This window comes from Pseudomonas sp. PDM10 (assembly GCF_014852295.1).
Lineage (GTDB): Bacteria > Pseudomonadota > Gammaproteobacteria > Pseudomonadales > Pseudomonadaceae > Aquipseudomonas.
The window spans coordinates 76,721-91,464 of the sequence record NZ_JACVBJ010000010.1 but is presented as its reverse complement, the minus strand read 5'-3'; the positions used below and the strand labels follow the sequence as shown (position 1 = coordinate 91,464).

The 14,744-nt window shown below is 57.4% G+C and carries 15 protein-coding genes and 1 pseudogene; 11 read left to right on the top strand and 5 right to left on the bottom strand.

Features of this window, described 5'->3' with window-relative positions; all coding sequences use genetic code 11:
* The first annotated feature begins 517 nt into the window (after nt 1-517).
* The 3 genes from IB252_RS29575 (at nt 518) to IB252_RS29565 (ending at nt 3,541) form a co-directional block, all read left to right on the top strand.
* Nucleotides 518-1,768, top strand: coding sequence for a ribonucleotide-diphosphate reductase subunit beta (locus IB252_RS29575; protein ID WP_008034875.1), 1,251 nt, complete (start codon nt 518-520; stop codon nt 1,766-1,768).
* 415 nt (nt 1,769-2,183) lie between these two features.
* On the top strand, nt 2,184-2,717 hold the full coding sequence (locus IB252_RS29570; protein ID WP_192411121.1) for a Bro-N domain-containing protein: 534 nt from the start codon (nt 2,184-2,186) through the stop codon (nt 2,715-2,717).
* 110 nt (nt 2,718-2,827) lie between these two features.
* Nucleotides 2,828-3,541, top strand: coding sequence for an HNH endonuclease (locus tag IB252_RS29565; protein ID WP_111451524.1), 714 nt, complete (start codon nt 2,828-2,830; stop codon nt 3,539-3,541).
* A gap of 131 nt (nt 3,542-3,672) precedes the next feature.
* Here the strand turns inward: IB252_RS29565 and IB252_RS29560 are convergent, their stop codons facing one another.
* On the bottom strand, nt 3,673-4,131 hold the full coding sequence (locus tag IB252_RS29560; protein WP_218281369.1) for an aspartate carbamoyltransferase: 459 nt from the start codon (nt 4,129-4,131) through the stop codon (nt 3,673-3,675).
* Nucleotides 4,132-4,241: 110 nt separating this feature from the next.
* Nucleotides 4,242-5,999: an arsenical pump-driving ATPase gene (gene arsA, locus IB252_RS29555; RefSeq protein WP_192411120.1), complete on the bottom strand. Its 1,758-nt coding sequence runs from the start codon at nt 5,997-5,999 to the stop codon at nt 4,242-4,244.
* 148 nt (nt 6,000-6,147) lie between these two features.
* Here arsA and IB252_RS29550 point away from each other — a divergent pair, with 148 nt between their 5' ends.
* The 4 genes from IB252_RS29550 (at nt 6,148) to IB252_RS29535 (ending at nt 9,868) form a co-directional block, all read left to right on the top strand.
* Nucleotides 6,148-7,137 carry a hypothetical protein gene (locus IB252_RS29550; RefSeq protein ID WP_192411119.1) on the top strand — a complete coding sequence of 330 codons (990 nt, stop codon included), beginning with the start codon at nt 6,148-6,150 and terminating at the stop codon, nt 7,135-7,137.
* Between the two features lie 129 nt (nt 7,138-7,266).
* Nucleotides 7,267-8,265, top strand: coding sequence for a response regulator (locus tag IB252_RS29545; protein WP_192411118.1), 999 nt, complete (start codon nt 7,267-7,269; stop codon nt 8,263-8,265).
* Between the two features lie 3 nt (nt 8,266-8,268).
* Nucleotides 8,269-9,222: a sensor domain-containing diguanylate cyclase gene (locus IB252_RS29540; protein WP_192411117.1), complete on the top strand. Its 954-nt coding sequence runs from the start codon at nt 8,269-8,271 to the stop codon at nt 9,220-9,222.
* Between the two features lie 328 nt (nt 9,223-9,550).
* Nucleotides 9,551-9,868 carry a helix-turn-helix transcriptional regulator gene (locus IB252_RS29535; protein ID WP_192411116.1) on the top strand — a complete coding sequence of 106 codons (318 nt, stop codon included), beginning with the start codon at nt 9,551-9,553 and terminating at the stop codon, nt 9,866-9,868.
* A gap of 48 nt (nt 9,869-9,916) precedes the next feature.
* On the opposite strand, the gene IB252_RS29530 is transcribed toward IB252_RS29535, so the two are convergent.
* On the bottom strand, nt 9,917-10,975 hold the full coding sequence (locus tag IB252_RS29530) for an MBL fold metallo-hydrolase (protein WP_192411115.1): 1,059 nt from the start codon (nt 10,973-10,975) through the stop codon (nt 9,917-9,919).
* Nucleotides 10,976-11,190: 215 nt separating this feature from the next.
* Between IB252_RS29530 and IB252_RS29525 the strand changes: the two genes are divergently transcribed.
* On the top strand, nt 11,191-11,799 hold the full coding sequence (locus IB252_RS29525) for a TetR/AcrR family transcriptional regulator (protein WP_111451515.1): 609 nt from the start codon (nt 11,191-11,193) through the stop codon (nt 11,797-11,799).
* Between the two features lie 140 nt (nt 11,800-11,939).
* Entirely contained in the window at nt 11,940-12,482 is a 543-nt protein-coding gene (locus IB252_RS29520; protein ID WP_111451514.1) for a DUF1003 domain-containing protein, read from the top strand.
* Nucleotides 12,483-12,489: 7 nt separating this feature from the next.
* On the opposite strand, the gene IB252_RS29515 is transcribed toward IB252_RS29520, so the two are convergent.
* Nucleotides 12,490-13,431 (bottom strand): LysR family transcriptional regulator, encoded by a 942-nt coding sequence (locus IB252_RS29515; RefSeq protein ID WP_192411114.1) that lies wholly within the window; start codon nt 13,429-13,431, stop codon nt 12,490-12,492.
* A 15-nt stretch (nt 13,432-13,446) separates the two neighbouring features.
* Between IB252_RS29515 and IB252_RS29510 the strand changes: the two genes are divergently transcribed.
* The gene (locus tag IB252_RS29510) at nt 13,447-14,154 is read left to right on the top strand and encodes a CTP synthase (RefSeq protein ID WP_192411113.1); all 708 of its coding nucleotides are present in this window, start codon (nt 13,447-13,449) and stop codon (nt 14,152-14,154) included.
* Nucleotides 14,151-14,234 (top strand): annotated as a pseudogene (locus IB252_RS29505) (antibiotic biosynthesis monooxygenase); the annotation flags it as partial. The gene IB252_RS29510 and the pseudogene IB252_RS29505, both read left to right, overlap by 4 nt.
* 152 nt (nt 14,235-14,386) lie before the next feature.
* Here the strand turns inward: IB252_RS29505 and IB252_RS29500 are convergent.
* Nucleotides 14,387-14,713: a DUF2025 family protein gene (locus IB252_RS29500; protein WP_056741447.1), complete on the bottom strand. Its 327-nt coding sequence runs from the start codon at nt 14,711-14,713 to the stop codon at nt 14,387-14,389.
* Nucleotides 14,714-14,744: the final 31 nt, after the last annotated feature.

Sequence of the window (14,744 nt, the reverse complement as noted above, 5' to 3'; positions counted from 1 at the left end):
CATTGAGTGCGACTTCATAGCCCGACTTCGGTCGGGCTTAGTTGTGTCTGGGGGCATCGAAAAGTGACTCAAAACACAACATGTAGTGAAAAACGCAGTTTTTTGGCTGTTTTTTGAACAAAAAAATGGCTGGCCAAAATTTATGAAAAAAAATCTTCAGTCCCGACATCCAGCCAAAGCCCTATAAACCCTCGCTCCGACCGAAAAACCCTCCTTCTCGACCGCTGCATGCGTGGATTCGCCCCACCACGGCAGCAAAAATTTCCCTATAATGCCGCCTTAAACGGGCCTGCAATATTCCCTTACAGGGATAACAGCCAGTCTGAAGCCCACGCCGAAGTCTTCACCGATTTCTGCGCCCGTCAGAGGCTCTCGGAACCCCGTACAAATTTATGTTTATTTGCCTGCGTGTACCGCTGCAAAAAACGCTATCCAACGCGGCCAGTACGGCCGTGTGAAAAACCAACCTATCAGTTTTCACACGGGCAACTGGCCCTCACGCAGGAGACGACACGTCATGCTGAGCTGGGACGAATTCGACAAAGAAGACAGCGGCGAAACCGTTGTAAAAGGCGCCAACGCCGGGCACGCAACTGAAGCCAACATGGACCGCCTCGACACCGCTGGTGGCGTCGCGGCTCAAGAAGCCCGCGCTGTCACCGCGTCCGACTCCGCCGCAATCGCCCGTGCAAAAGCTGCCCTGGACAACCTCGACATCGCCGAAGGCCTCGCCGAACTCGAAGGCGCCTCCGCCCGTGTGGCCGTCGACGAAAAGCGCATGATCAACTGCCGCGCCGACCTTAACCAACTCGTACCCTTCAAGTACGACTGGGCCTGGCAGAAGTACCTGGACGGCTGCGCAAACCACTGGATGCCGCAAGAAGTCAACATGACCGCCGACATCGCCCTCTGGAAAGACCCGGAAGGCCTGACCGACGACGAGCGCCGCATCGTCATGCGCAACCTCGGCTTCTTCTCCACCGCTGACTCCCTGGTTGCCAACAACCTGGTCCTGGCCGTGTACCGCCTGATCACCAACCCGGAATGCCGCCAGTACATCCTGCGCCAGGCCTTCGAAGAGGCGATCCACACCCACGCCTACCAGTACTGCATCGAATCGTTGGCCATGGATGAAGGCGAGATCTTCAACATGTACCACGAGATCCCATCGGTCGCGAAAAAAGCCACCTGGGGCCTCAAATACACCCGTTCGATCTCCGATCCGAAGTTCGAAACCGGCACCGTCGAAACCGACAAAGAGCTGCTGCGCAACCTGATCGCCTACTACTGCGTTCTGGAAGGCATCTTCTTCTACTGCGGCTTCACCCAGATCCTCTCCATGGGCCGTCGCAACAAAATGACCGGCGTCGCCGAGCAGTTCCAATACATCCTGCGCGACGAATCCATGCACCTGAACTTCGGCATCGACGTGATCAACCAGATCAAAATCGAAAACCCACACTTGTGGGACGCTGAAATGAAGGAAGAAGCTTCGCAGATGATTCTGCAGGGCACTCAGCTGGAGATTGAATACGCACGGGATACCATGCCTCGTGGGGTGTTGGGCATGAACGCGGCGATGATGGAGGACTACCTCAAGTTCATCGCTAACCGTCGTCTGTCGCAGATTGGTTTGAAGGAAGAGTATCCAGGGACGACTAACCCGTTCCCTTGGATGAGCGAGATTATGGACTTGAAGAAAGAGAAGAATTTCTTTGAGACTCGGGTTATTGAGTATCAGACTGGTGGGGCGTTGAGCTGGGATTGATTCCAGAGCTCGCCGCGATTTGACGATTGCACTCTGAATCGAAAAATCGAAAAGCAAGAGCCCCGATCTGATCGGGGCTTTTTATTGGGGAATGAAAAACTTTTTTCCTTCCCTACGCTACGACGCTAAAACTCCTACAACACTTACAGCTCCGTCCGCATTGATGCTCTGTCAAAGCACCTCTAAGCTCCATTGCAGGTGCCTAAGAAACGCCCAACGTAGAAGCTTGGTCAATCACACAGACACGCAACTCACCCTTTGGTGGTTTGTCGTTCGGATGTGCGAAGGCTTTGCTCGTTGGGATTTTTCAAGTCCACTCTACGTTGGGGTCAGGCCCTCCTAAATCTACACGTAGAGGTAATGGATATGCCTGAACACGATCTACCCCGCACTCTCGCCATTCTGGAGATCAGTCATGACTGATCCCTTCTCTGTAACAGTCTTCACTCGCCACAACCTTACCCTCCATGCCCTCCTACTAGAAAACCAGCCATGGTTCTGCGCCCGCGATCTGGGTCGTTTGATGGGTTTCCACCTGAACGATCGAGTGGTCAGCAAACTGGACGAGGATCAGCGGCATACGTTGTTGATTGATTACCACGGCCAACCGGAGAAGCGGCTGATGCTCAGCGAGTCCGGAGTGTATGCCTTGTTGGTTTATCACTACGCACCGGGGAATCGGTTGTTGCGTGAATGGCTAACTCATCAAGTAGTGCCAGCTTTGCGCGATGCGGGGCAGTCAAAGAACACGGATCGACCAATGCTCAGTTTGCTAGATTGGCCAGAGATGTCGTTGAGTCTGTTGCATTGGCAGGATGAGGGCTGGATTCGGCTGCGAGACATGCCCTACCTGTTGCTAGGTCGCACACGCCGACTCGTACCAGCGGTTAAGCCTTGGTGGCGGAAGGTTTTGGAGGCGTTTCAGTCTTCGAAGCATTCGGTTGGATAGCCTTTGTAGGATCAACTGAAAGAAGCGTCGGTCTTTTCTGTAGGAATTTTCGTAGACAGTCGTAATGGCCACTCAGTATCGTCCGAGGGTTTTCAACCCTCGGCGATTGTATGGACACTGAAAAGAGCAACAGCGATTGGACTGACATTGAGATTCAGGCTGCGGTAGACGCCTATCTCAGCATGTTGTCCCGCGAGCAGAGTGGTCAGAAAGTCGTTAAGACTGAGGAGAATCGCATCCTGCGTGAGGGAGCCTTAGCCGGTCGGACCAAAGGGTCGGTTGAGTTTCGGATGCAGAACATTTCTACGATCATGGTCGAGTTGGGTCGAGAGCCTATCAAGGGCTACAAACCCGCCAAGAATGTCGGCGCGAACGTTGCGCGAAGCATTCGAGAAGCGCTCAACGCTCCAAGTACTTTGACACCTGAGGATTTTGTCCCGACAGCGGACGAGGCAACGCTGGAACAGCGATCTGCCAGACTTGAAAAACAACCGATTAAAGACATGCCGAAAGGGATTGAGAGACCAGAACAGACTCAGTCCAGCGGAAAGTCTTTTGTTCGCGATCCCGAGGTGAGAGCTTGGGTTCGCCAACAGGCTAACGGTAGATGCGAAGGCTGTGGCGAGCCTGCTCCGTTTGAAAAGGATGGCAGGCCGTTTCTTGAGGTTCATCACGTTAAGCATTTGGCACAGGACGGTTCGGATCGGCCAAGCAATGCCGTGGCGCTGTGTCCGAACTGTCATCGACGTTGTCACCATTCCGGTGACCGGGATGAGTTCACTGCCTCACTGTTTCAGAAGGTGGAACGGTTGAAGTTTGAGTGATTAGGCCTGTAGAACTTCATCGGCACATGCGCACGAAGACGGCGAGCGATTTTTGTTCTGGTTCTGACTGTCAAACCTGCTCTACAACGTCTTTACCCAGCCTAAGCCGATCGCCGCCCATGGCCCCTCGTTCACTTGTTCATCATCTCGCTATGATGTGCGTCTCCTTCCATCGCGTCCTTGCCATGGTCGGAAAGCTGGGCATCAAACCACTGGTGAAGCGCCGCTATCAAGGCTGGATCCGAGGTCTTGAAGGCCAACTCGGCGCCACCTTCGATGTCTTTGTAGGTGATCGCCATTTGCCCAGGCTTGGCAGCTTTCAGGTCTGCCAGGCCAGGCATGTCTTGGCCATGGATGTGCGCCGGGCCTGAGAAGTCGCCCTTGAGAAACCGCTCGCGGATGTCTTGAAGGTGCTGGCGAACCCACTGCACTTGGGCAGCATCCGCAGGCTTTTTGACGACCACTTGCTGAATGCCGCCTTCAGCGGTCTTGGTGAAGACATGGGTCGTCGCTGCGAGGCTGAACGGCATGACATCCTTGCCGCGACCTGCAACCTCGGCTTGCCGTTGCGCGTCGTTCGAATGATCCATGGTCTGAGCGTGAAGGTTTGCAGCAAGCGCCGAGAGAATGATTGAGGCGATGGCGGTTTTTAGCACGGTCTTTCTCCGATGTTGGAAGGGTGTGAGCCGACGCTGGCGCGTCAATCCAACAGGCGCTTCAGCGCTGCGACACCAACAGGTGGCTCCGCCGTCCAGGGCACCACGATGACATCGTGGCTGGTTTGGTCTGCAACCCGCGCCATCTGCTTGCGCTCACTGTCCAGGCGCGCTCGCAGCAGCGGGTCATCGGTGTCTGTGGCCAATAGAGACTTATTGACCACCCAGGCAAACGGTTCGATTTTGGCCCTGCGCAAGTCATCCTGCAGTGCTGCCGCCTGAGACACCGGTGTGGCTTCCGGCAGCGTCACCAGGATGATTTTGGTGTAGTGCGCATCTTGCAGGCGCATCAAAGGCGTGACGATGTGGTCCGAGTCGCCTTTGAATTCCCGAACCATCTGGCGGTGATAGGCGCCTGTGGCATCCATCAGTAGCAGTGAATGACCCGTGGGGGCGGTATCGAGCACCACGAACGACGTTCTGGCTTGAGAAACCACGCGGGAGAACGCGTGGAAGACCGCGACCTCTTCGGTGCAGGGGGATCGTAGATCCTCGATGAGCAAGGCTATTTCATCGTCCGTCAGGGTCGGCGCGCGGGAGGCGACGATCTTGTCCACGTATTTTTGGGTCTCGACCTTGGGGTCGATGCGGCCAACGTCGAGCCCTTGCACATCGGCGTTGAGGGTCACCGCCAGATGCGCCGCAGGGTCCGTGGTGCTCAGGTGCACGGACTTGCCGTGCTGTACCAGGCCCAGGGCGATGGCGGCGGCAATGGTGGTTTTGCCTACTCCCCCTTTGCCCATGACCATGATCAACCCGCGTTCGTCATTCGCAAGCTCGGCAACCAGTTCCGAGAGGGTGTGGTGTTCCAGGGGTGAGCGCGCTTGTGTTGCAGCCGATGTTGGCTTGGCAAGTTCCGGGGAAAGCAGACTGCGGAGCGCGGGCAAGCCAACGGAATCTACAGCCTTGAGCGAAATGTAGTCGGCTGAAAGCTGGCGCAGCGACGCGGGCATCTCGTCGAGCGCCTGCTGGCCGATCGCTTCGATGGCGGCTGCGATCGGGTCATTCAAGTTGCTGCGTTTGAACACAGCGTTCACCACTAAACGCTGGTTTTCCAAACCCAACTCACGGAGCTCGTCGGAGGAACGCGCGGCCTCGCCCAGTGCGCCTTTGTCAGGGCGAGCCACTAGCACAACGGTGGTCAGGGCTGGATTGTTCAGCGCCGCCAACGCCTGATTGAAAAGCTGCTCCTGCATTTTCAACCCCGAGTGCGGCCCCAGGCATGACGCACCACGATCATTGCCTTCCAAAAATCCGCTCCACGCTTTGGGCAGGCTCAACAGCCTGAGCGTGTGCCCCGTGGGCGCGGTATCGAACACGACATGATCATAGGCCGCGCCCCCCTGTGACAGGAGGTGGGAGAACTCATCGAACGTTGCGATTTCGGTCGTGCATGCTCCCGAGAGTTGCTCTCGCACCAGAGCAATATCTTGATCGCTGGTCTGGGCGCCCATTTGCTCGACCACCCGGGCCCGGTAGTCGATGGCAGCGGTCCCGGGGTCGATGTTGAGCACGAACATTCCAGGCACGTTCGGCACCGCTACAGGCTGATTGCTCAGCTCGACACCGAGCATCTCATCAAGGTTAGAGGCCGCGTCTGTGCTAACCAGCAGCACCTTCTTGCCTGCATCAGCCAAGGCGATTGATACCGCAGTGGAAACCGACGTTTTGCCAACCCCGCCCTTGCCAGTGAAGAACATATATTTGGTGGGCTGATCGAGCAGTTTGATGGTGGACTGCATGGCACGTTAGCCTCGCTACGGAGCACAATTGAGGCTCAGAGTTTAGACCGATGCTCAGCAGCGCCAACTTTATCTGAAAAACATTCAGTGCAACCCGCCCCGCCTCCCGCTATTAATACCCTTCCCCACTCAAGGACCCGAGCCCATCATGAAATTCGACCTCGCCTACTGCCTCAGCCTCGACGACAAGCTGTCGATCTATGACGTGCGCGATTTGAATTTCGACGAAACCATGGATTTCGATTCCGCCAAGGAACACTTCCAGTGCCCCAACGATGCCTGTCGTTTGGCATTCGATGCGGCGAATGTGTTGACGACGTTCAACGCCAAAAACGTGAATTACGTTCGCACCCCGCACTTCAAGAACACGCCCAGCACCCGGCATGTGGCGGATTGTCCTTATGTCAGTCTCAAGGCATCGGCGCCAGGTGTGGACGCGGACGGTGCGGAAACGGATGACAGTCGCGAGGAGCATTTCCCATCAGAGTTGTTGCTGACGCGGCGTGAGTATGTGCGTAAGCCGTCGAACCCTGCGGTGGCGGCTGATGTGATACGGGCCGATCCGAAACCCTCTTCAGAGGCCAGCGATGTCGAACACCCGAGCCGCGAGTCGGCACCGGACAAGACCAGTGTCTTCGCCCACCCGGTGGAGTGTTTTGTGTCGAACTTCGAGGACAAGGAGTTGCTCAAGCGCATGCCGCTGAAGATTGGCGAGCACACGGCGCCTTATGGGTCGTTCTTCAAGAAGATCGAGTATCTGCAGGACAACAAGGGGCTGATTTACTGGGGCAAGATCAAGGAGATCAAGGATTACACGCAGAGTTTTCGCATCGATTTCGAACAAAAGGTCTGGTTCAAGCAACCGGACGAGGCGAAGAAGAAGCCTTATTCAGTCAACGTTTACTTGAGCAAAAAGCTGATCGACAACTACCGCAAGCGCAAAGCGTTTCTGGAAGAGATCAAGCACGCCAGTGAGAGCGGGAAAGAGTTGTATTGCTTCTTTTATGGCGTGACGCCGGAGTTGAAGCAGGTGCCGAGCAAGAAAAACCCCGAGCAGACGTTCGGGGTGTTCAGCGCGAATATTGAGAACCTGGATCACTTTATTGTTCGTGAGGCGCCAGGGTTGGCGAGTCAATAGTCATTGGCTCACCCTGCTGGACGTCATTCTGAATAAAACCCTGTTTATAAGGTGGTCTTTGTAAGCTTATGGGGCATGATGGGCCGTAGTGCTTTCCCTGATGTCCAACGCCGATGAGTGCCCTATCTTGTGTCAGTGATTCCCCTACTGGTCTGTGACGACTCCAACATGGCCCGCAAGCAGGTGTTACGGGCGCTGCCGGCGGACTGGCCGGTTTCGGTTACCGAGGCCGGTAATGGTCGCGAGGCAATGGAGGCCATACGCCGGGGTTTAGGGCTGGTGGTGCTGCTCGACCTGACCATGCCGGAGATGGATGGTTATCAGGTGTTGAGCGCCTTGCGCACCGAAGGGTTGAAGGCGCAAGTCATCGTGATCTCCGGTGACGTTCAGGAAGAAGCAGTGCGCCGCGTGCGTGAGCTGGGCGCGCTGGCGTTCCTGAAAAAGCCTTTCGACGAACACGAGCTGCGCCAGACACTCAGTCAGCTGGGGCTACTGACGGAACCCGGCCAGGCGTCGCAGGGGAGTCGTCCGGCAGCGAACACGGTCATCAGTTTTCACGATGCGTTTCGCGAAACGGTCAACGTTGCCATGGGCGGGGCGGCCGCCCTGATAGCCCAGGTGTTGGGAGTTTTTGTGCAGTTGCCGGTCCCGAACGTGAACATTCTCGAAGTCGGCGAATTGCACATGGCCCTGACCGATGCCAGTAGCAGCCAGCAACTCACGGCCATCTGCCAGGGGTTCATCGGCAGTGGCATCGCCGGCGAAGCCCTGCTGATGTTTCACGACTCGGAAATCGCCGACATCGCGCAGTTGATGCAGCGTCAGAGCAGCGATTATTCGGACCTGGAAATGCTGCTGGACCTCTCCAGCGTTCTGATCGGTGCTTGCCTGAGCAGCATTGCCGAACAGATCGATGTGGTGTTTTCTCAAGGCCATCCGCAGATCCTCGGCCAGCACGCGGCCATCGATGAGCTGATCCGGGTCAATCATAAGCGCTGGAAAAAGACCCTGGCGGTGGAAATCAGCTACAGCCTGGAAGGGCATGATATTCGTTTCGACCTATTGTTGCTGTTCACGGAAGACTCCATCGAGCGGTTAACCCACAAACTCGCCTACTTGATGAACTGAGCCATGAACGAGCCTATCGATCTGAACGAGTTTCACTGGTTGCTGGCGATCGTCCAGAGCATCGACGTCGGTGTGGTGGTGCTCGACCGCGACTACCACGTGCAGGTCTGGAACACCTTCATGGAGAACCGCTCTGGGGTGCAGCCCAAGGATTCCCACAATCAGAGTTTCTTCAGTCTGTTTCCTGAAATCGACCGCCAATGGTTTAGCCGCAAGGTGGAAAGCGTCGCTACCCTTGGCACGCCAGCGTTCACTGTTTGGGAGCAGCGCCCGTATCTGGTGCGGTTCAAGAACTATCAGCCGATCACCGGCCAGGAAGAGTTCATGTACCAGAACACCACGCTGTTACCGCTGCGCTCCACCGACGGCAAAATCAACCATATCTGTCTGGTGATCTATGACGTCACCGACGTCGCCACCAACCGGCATCAGCTCCTGGCCGCCAATGCGCAATTGCAGCAACTCTCCAGCACCGATCGGCTGACGGGGCTGTACAACCGCGGTCATTGGGAAGAAAGCCTGAAAGTCGCCTATGCCCGGCACCAGCGTTATGGCAATGCCACCAGCCTGGTGATGCTGGATATCGATCACTTCAAGCGGGTCAACGACACCTATGGTCACCAGGCGGGCGACAAGGTCATCGAGGAAGTCTCCAGGCTGATCCGCGAACATGTGCGCGAAACCGATGTGGCTGGGCGTTATGGCGGTGAAGAGTTCGGCGTGGTGCTTTCGGACACCGACAAGACCGGTGCACAGGTTTTCGCCGAGCGTCTGCGTGAGGCTGTCGAAGGGCTGGAAGTGCTGCACAACGACCAGAGCATCCGTTTCACCATCAGCCTGGGGGTGGCCGACCTGAGCCAGCCCTCGACCAACTACGCCGACCTGATCGCCTGGGCGGACCACGCGCTGTTTGCGTCGAAGAAGGCCGGGCGCAATCGGGTGACGGTGTATGAGTAGATAGCATCCTCCACTCTGCGAAAGCGCCCATTCCTCCAATACCAGTCAGTTAGCGGAAATTTTCCCGTCTGGTGGGCATTTGTGGCGAGGGGGCTTGCCCCGGCTGGGGCGCACAGCGGCCCTAAAATCGGCGACCCTGTTGTGTCAGACACACCGCATTTGCAGGTTTCAGGACTGCTTCGCAAAATACTGAGCTGCTGATCGGTCCAACGCCCCTGCCTGTGCGAAAAAATAGAACCGATCAAAAAATGAGTTTGATTCGAGCTCAAAACAACTGTACAAAAACACAGTACATTTTGAATCAGCACTCTTGAGCCCGGAGAACACCATGGCCTCTCTTGCGATGAAAATCACCCTGGAACGTATCGCCCTTTTCCAATTCACCCCCGCGCATAGCGTTCAGGCCCGAGCGATGCTGGGTTGGAGTGTGGAGGAACTGTCTCGGGAATCCGGGGTTTCGGTCGACGCTATTCAGCGATTTGAGGATGAACGCGATGTGCTGGATGTTACGCGGCTGGCGTTGGCTTATCGGTTTGAATCGGAGGGGTTGGTGTTCTTCCCGGGGTTTGCGCCGGGTCGAGGAATGAATGTGAAAGGGTCGGCGCCTGATCCGGTGGGGCGGGCGGATTATGCGATGGTTGAGTGAGGTGTCGGCCCGGGCCGCTTGCAGGGTAAGCAGCCCGGTTTCACAACGTCATGCGTTCTGAGGTTCCACCTGATCGCCAACACTTTCCAACTCCGACCACCAAGTGCTACCCCGCTGCGGATACATCACGTTGAACGCCTGCCCCATCTGCGGCGTGGTAATCGACACACTCCGCTCCCAGGCCAACGCCAGAATGCGGTCAAAGGGTTCGTACCAGGCGTGCATCGACAAATCGAAGGTGCCGTTATGAATCGGCAGTAACCACCGGCCTTTGAGGTCGATGTGCGCTTGCAGGGTTTGCTCCGGCTGCATGTGCACATGCGGCCACTCAACGTTGTAGGCACCGGTTTCCATGAGGGTCAGGTCGAACGGGCCGTACTGTTCGCCGATGCGTTTGAAGCCGTCGAAATAACCGCTGTCGCCGCTGAAGAAGATTCGCGTGTCACCGCTGATCATCACCCAGGAGGCCCACAGCGTGCTGTTGCCATCGAACAGACCGCGACCGGAAAAGTGCTGCGAAGGTGTGGCGATGAACTGAATACCGTCGACCTCAGTGCCTTGCCACCAGTCCAGTTGCCGGACCTTGCTGGCGTCGATGCCCCATTTGATCAGGGTGTCGCCCACGCCCAACGGCGTGAGGAAGTACTTGGCCTTATCCGCCAGTTTGAGTACGGCTTGATAGTCGAGGTGGTCGTAGTGATCGTGGGACAGGATCACCGCTTCAATCGGCGGCAGTTCTTCGAGGCTGATTGGCGGCTGGTGAAAGCGCTTCGGGCCGGCCCATTGCACGGGTGAGGCGCGTTCGGCGAAGACCGGGTCGGTGATCCAGAATTTGTCCTGCAGTTTCAGCAGTACGGTGGAATGGCCGAGGCGGTAGACGCTGTGGTTGGGGGCGGCGATCAACGCTGCTTGAGTCAGGGTTTGTACCGGGACAGGCGCCGTCGGGCGGGTGTCGCGCGGTTTGTGGAAGATCATGCTCCACATGATGCGCAGGGTTTTGCGAAAACCTTCGCGCTTTACCAGCGCATGGTTTCGAAAGAGCCCTTCTACCTGACGGGAAGCTTCAGGCGTGGAGGCGTTGTCCGCAGGGGAAGTTGAAGTGGCCATGACTGAATGACTCCAGGAAAACCACCTGATTCGCAGTTTTCCGCTCGGGACGATAAATGGCCAAGGCACGCACGCATCAGCCGGAGATTCTATTGTTCACTGCGCAGGATTAACAAAATATTACACTGCACAGTGTAGTTTCTAGGTTGCATCAAAGCTGATCACAAGTAAACTGCCAAGTGTAGTTCTCACTTCTTCCTGCCAAAAGCGTACTTATGACAGCTCCACAGCGCCTCACCGACCGAAAACGCGAAGCCATCATTCAGGCGGCGATTGCCGAATTCCGTGCCAACGGTTTCGACATCACCAGCATGGACAAGATCGCCGCCACCGCCGGCGTGTCGAAGCGCACGGTGTACAACCATTTCCCCAGCAAGGAAGAGTTGTTCGCCGAAATCCTCAATCAATTATGGGCGCGGGTGACGGCTGAACAGGAAACGCCCTACCACCCTGACCTGCCGCTGCGCGACCAGATGCGCCGGATGCTGATGGCGAAAATGCAGATGCTGGGCGATGACAATTTTCTCGACCTGGCGCGAGTGGCCATTGCCGCCACCATCCATTCCCCCGAGCGCGCCCAGAATATGGTGTGCCGAATGGGTGAGCGCGAAGAAGGCCTGACCGTGTGGATCCGCGCCGCTCAGGCCGACGGTCGTTTGAGACCGGTCGCCCCCGAATTCGCCGCACAACAGATTCAGGGAATGCTCAAATCCTTTGCGTTCTGGCCTCAGATTTCCATGGGCCTGCCCGGCCTGTCCGCCGAGATGCAGACCACGGTGGTGGAGTCGGCGCTGGACATGTTTCTGGCCTGCTATCAGCTCTAAATCGAGTTGCAATAAATGACAATGTCCGCTGTTTGAGCAGTGATCGGTGGCGCTGAAAAAAAACACCGTAATGTGTTTCAGAATGAAACTGGCGCTGGGGCTATAGTGAGCCTCAGTCCCAGCGCCATGCAGAGAGCACCATGACCACCACGACTTCCGACACAAAACCCGCCCACCCCCCAGTTGACCACCTGCGCTTTCATCGCCCCCACGCCCACCTGGCGCCTACCTTTGGCAACGACAAGTTTGCCCTGCGTGCCGAGGCCTTTGCGCGGTTCTTCGGCACGCCGACCTTTCTCGGGGCGCAGACGCTGATCGTGGTGGTATGGATTTGCCTCAACCTGTTCGGCGTGGCCCACTTCGATCTCTACCCGTTCATCCTGCTCAACCTCGCCTTCAGCCTTCAAGCGGCTTATGCCGCGCCGCTGATCCTGCTGGCCCAAACCCGCCAGGCAGCACGCGACAAAGCCCAGTCTGAAGCCGATGCGCTGCATCGCGAAGCACTGGCCGTGGCCAACAGTGAGCGCCAGGCGCAAGCGGCGCAGAACACTGCGCAACTGCTGGAGTTGCTGGAGCAAAACACCCGGCTCACCGAAATGACCAAGGCCCTCACCGAACGCATCGAAAGCCTGACCTCGGAAATGCATCAGCACTTCGTGCACAAGGATCAACCGAAGGTTTAGCGCTCGGTCAAGGCAATCGAAGCGCCCGCCCCAACTCATCGAACAACGTCACCACCGAGCGCAAGGCGCGGCAGTCCGGGCGGGTCAGCAACCAGAGTGCCGTGTCGTAACCGTGTAACGGCTCGCTCAACGGCTGCAGCCCGTCACCGATGAGGAAGTCCGGCAATGCCGCGACACCGAGCCCGGCCCGCACCAGCTCAGTCACCGACAACATGCTGTTGCAGCGATAACCCGGTGTAACGCCGGGCAACTGCTGACGGCGCCACACAACGGTGGGGTGATCGGGGAGGAATTCATCCGGGGCGATCCAGGTCAGCGACGCCAAGTCTTCGGAATCGACCGATTTCAGATACGCCGCACTGGCACAGACTCGATAGGACACCTGGGCCAATCGCCGGCCCACCAAGTGTTCGGGCGGTGTGCGGGTCAGGCGCAAGGCGATATCGGCATCCCGGCGGCTGAGGTTGGCGAAGTCGTTGGAGGTACTCAACTCGATGGTCAGCGCCGGGTAGCCGGGCATGAACTTCGCCAACGCCGGCAGCAGCAAGCCTTGCAATACCGAATCGGTGCAGGTCAGGCGCACCGTGCCGCTGATGACTTCACCGCCCTGCTCCACGCCAATGCGCGCTGCTTCCAGTGCCTGTTCGGCCCGCTCAGCCTGCTCGGCCAGGGTTTGCGCCAAGGTGGTGGGCAAGTAGCCGGCGCGGCTTTTTTCGAACAGTTGCTGGCCCAGCGCGGCTTCCAGTCGGCGCACGGCGCGAAATACGGTCGAGACGTCGACCTTCAACAGCGTAGACGCCCGGGCCAGAGAGCCGCCGCGCACCAGCGCGAGGATCAGGGACAGGTCGGGGTAATCCAGTCGATAGTGCATCGGTGCATTGATCAATTGGGATAACGCCAATATTGAGTGCGTGAACGCCAATCTATAGTGGGTGCCAGGAATCAACAAGCGTGGAGCTCACTCATGGAAACCCGCCCAATTCGCATTGCCCTGATCGGCGATTACGACCCGCACGTCACCGCTCACCAGGCCATTCCCGTCGCCCTCGGCATGGCCGCTGAACAGGCGAACACCGACGTGCAGTTCCAGTGGTTGGCCACCGACCGCATCAGCGCCGATGCGCCATTGGCTGATTTCGACGGTTTCTGGTGCGTGCCTGCCAGCCCTTACCGCGATAGGGACGGTGCGTTGCGGGCGATTCGTTTTGCCCGTGAACAGCAACGGCCGTTCCTGGGTACCTGCGGCGGTTTTCAACACGCCGTACTCGAATACGCCCGAAATGTTCTAGGCTGGGACGATGCTGAACATGGCGAGACATCACCCGAGGCAACACGAGCGCTGCTCACGCCACTGACCTGTTCGCTGGTGGAAGCCGTCGACAGCATTCATCTGGTTGAAGGCTCGTTGATCGCCGAGGCGTACGAAAGCGCGGAGATTGTCGAAGGCTATCGCTGTCGCTACGGCGTTAATCCAGCGTTCGAACGTGAGTTGTTGAGCCAACAGTTGTGCGCTGTTGGCCACGATGCTTCAGGTGACTTACGGGCGGTGGAACTCAAAGGGCATCCATTCTTCGTCGCAACGCTGTTCCAACCTGAACGCGCAGCACTCAAGGGCAAGCTGCCGCCGCTGGTCCGTGCGTTGATCGCAGCCTGCAAGGGGCAGAAGTCATGATCGCCAACACTGCGCCAGCGCCATACTACGCGGTGATTTTTACCTCCCTGCGCACCGACGGTGATCACGGTTACGAGCAGAACGGGCTTATGTGTTCAACAAGTGAGTGGTTGTGGTGTTCTTACGGCCGCCATCGCGAGCAGGCTCACTCCCACATGGGTCTTGTGATCGACACATAACTGATGTGGGAGTGAGCCTGCTCGCGATGAGGCCCGCACATTCACCGCAAAACTCAGCCCTGCACCAAACTGCGAACCGCCGAAATCTCCGGCACTTCCCGCCGATTCATGTACACCCGCAACGGCTCGGTGATGTTGATTCGGTCATCGATGTTCTGATCCAGCAACAACTGAATCAACTCACGCTTGAGCGTCATGGCCTGCGCGGAACCTGGGGCCCAGACGAATTCGCTGGTGGGAATAATGCCGTCGTCAGCCACGTCCATGCCGAAGGAGTCTTCGCTGAAACGAACAATGTACTGGCCGGTCTTGCGATTGAGGCCGACGAAGCCTTTGAGTTGGTCGGCGGCCTGGCAGATGAGCTCGGAAGTGATGCGCATGATAAACCTCACAGAAGGTCGCAAAGGACCG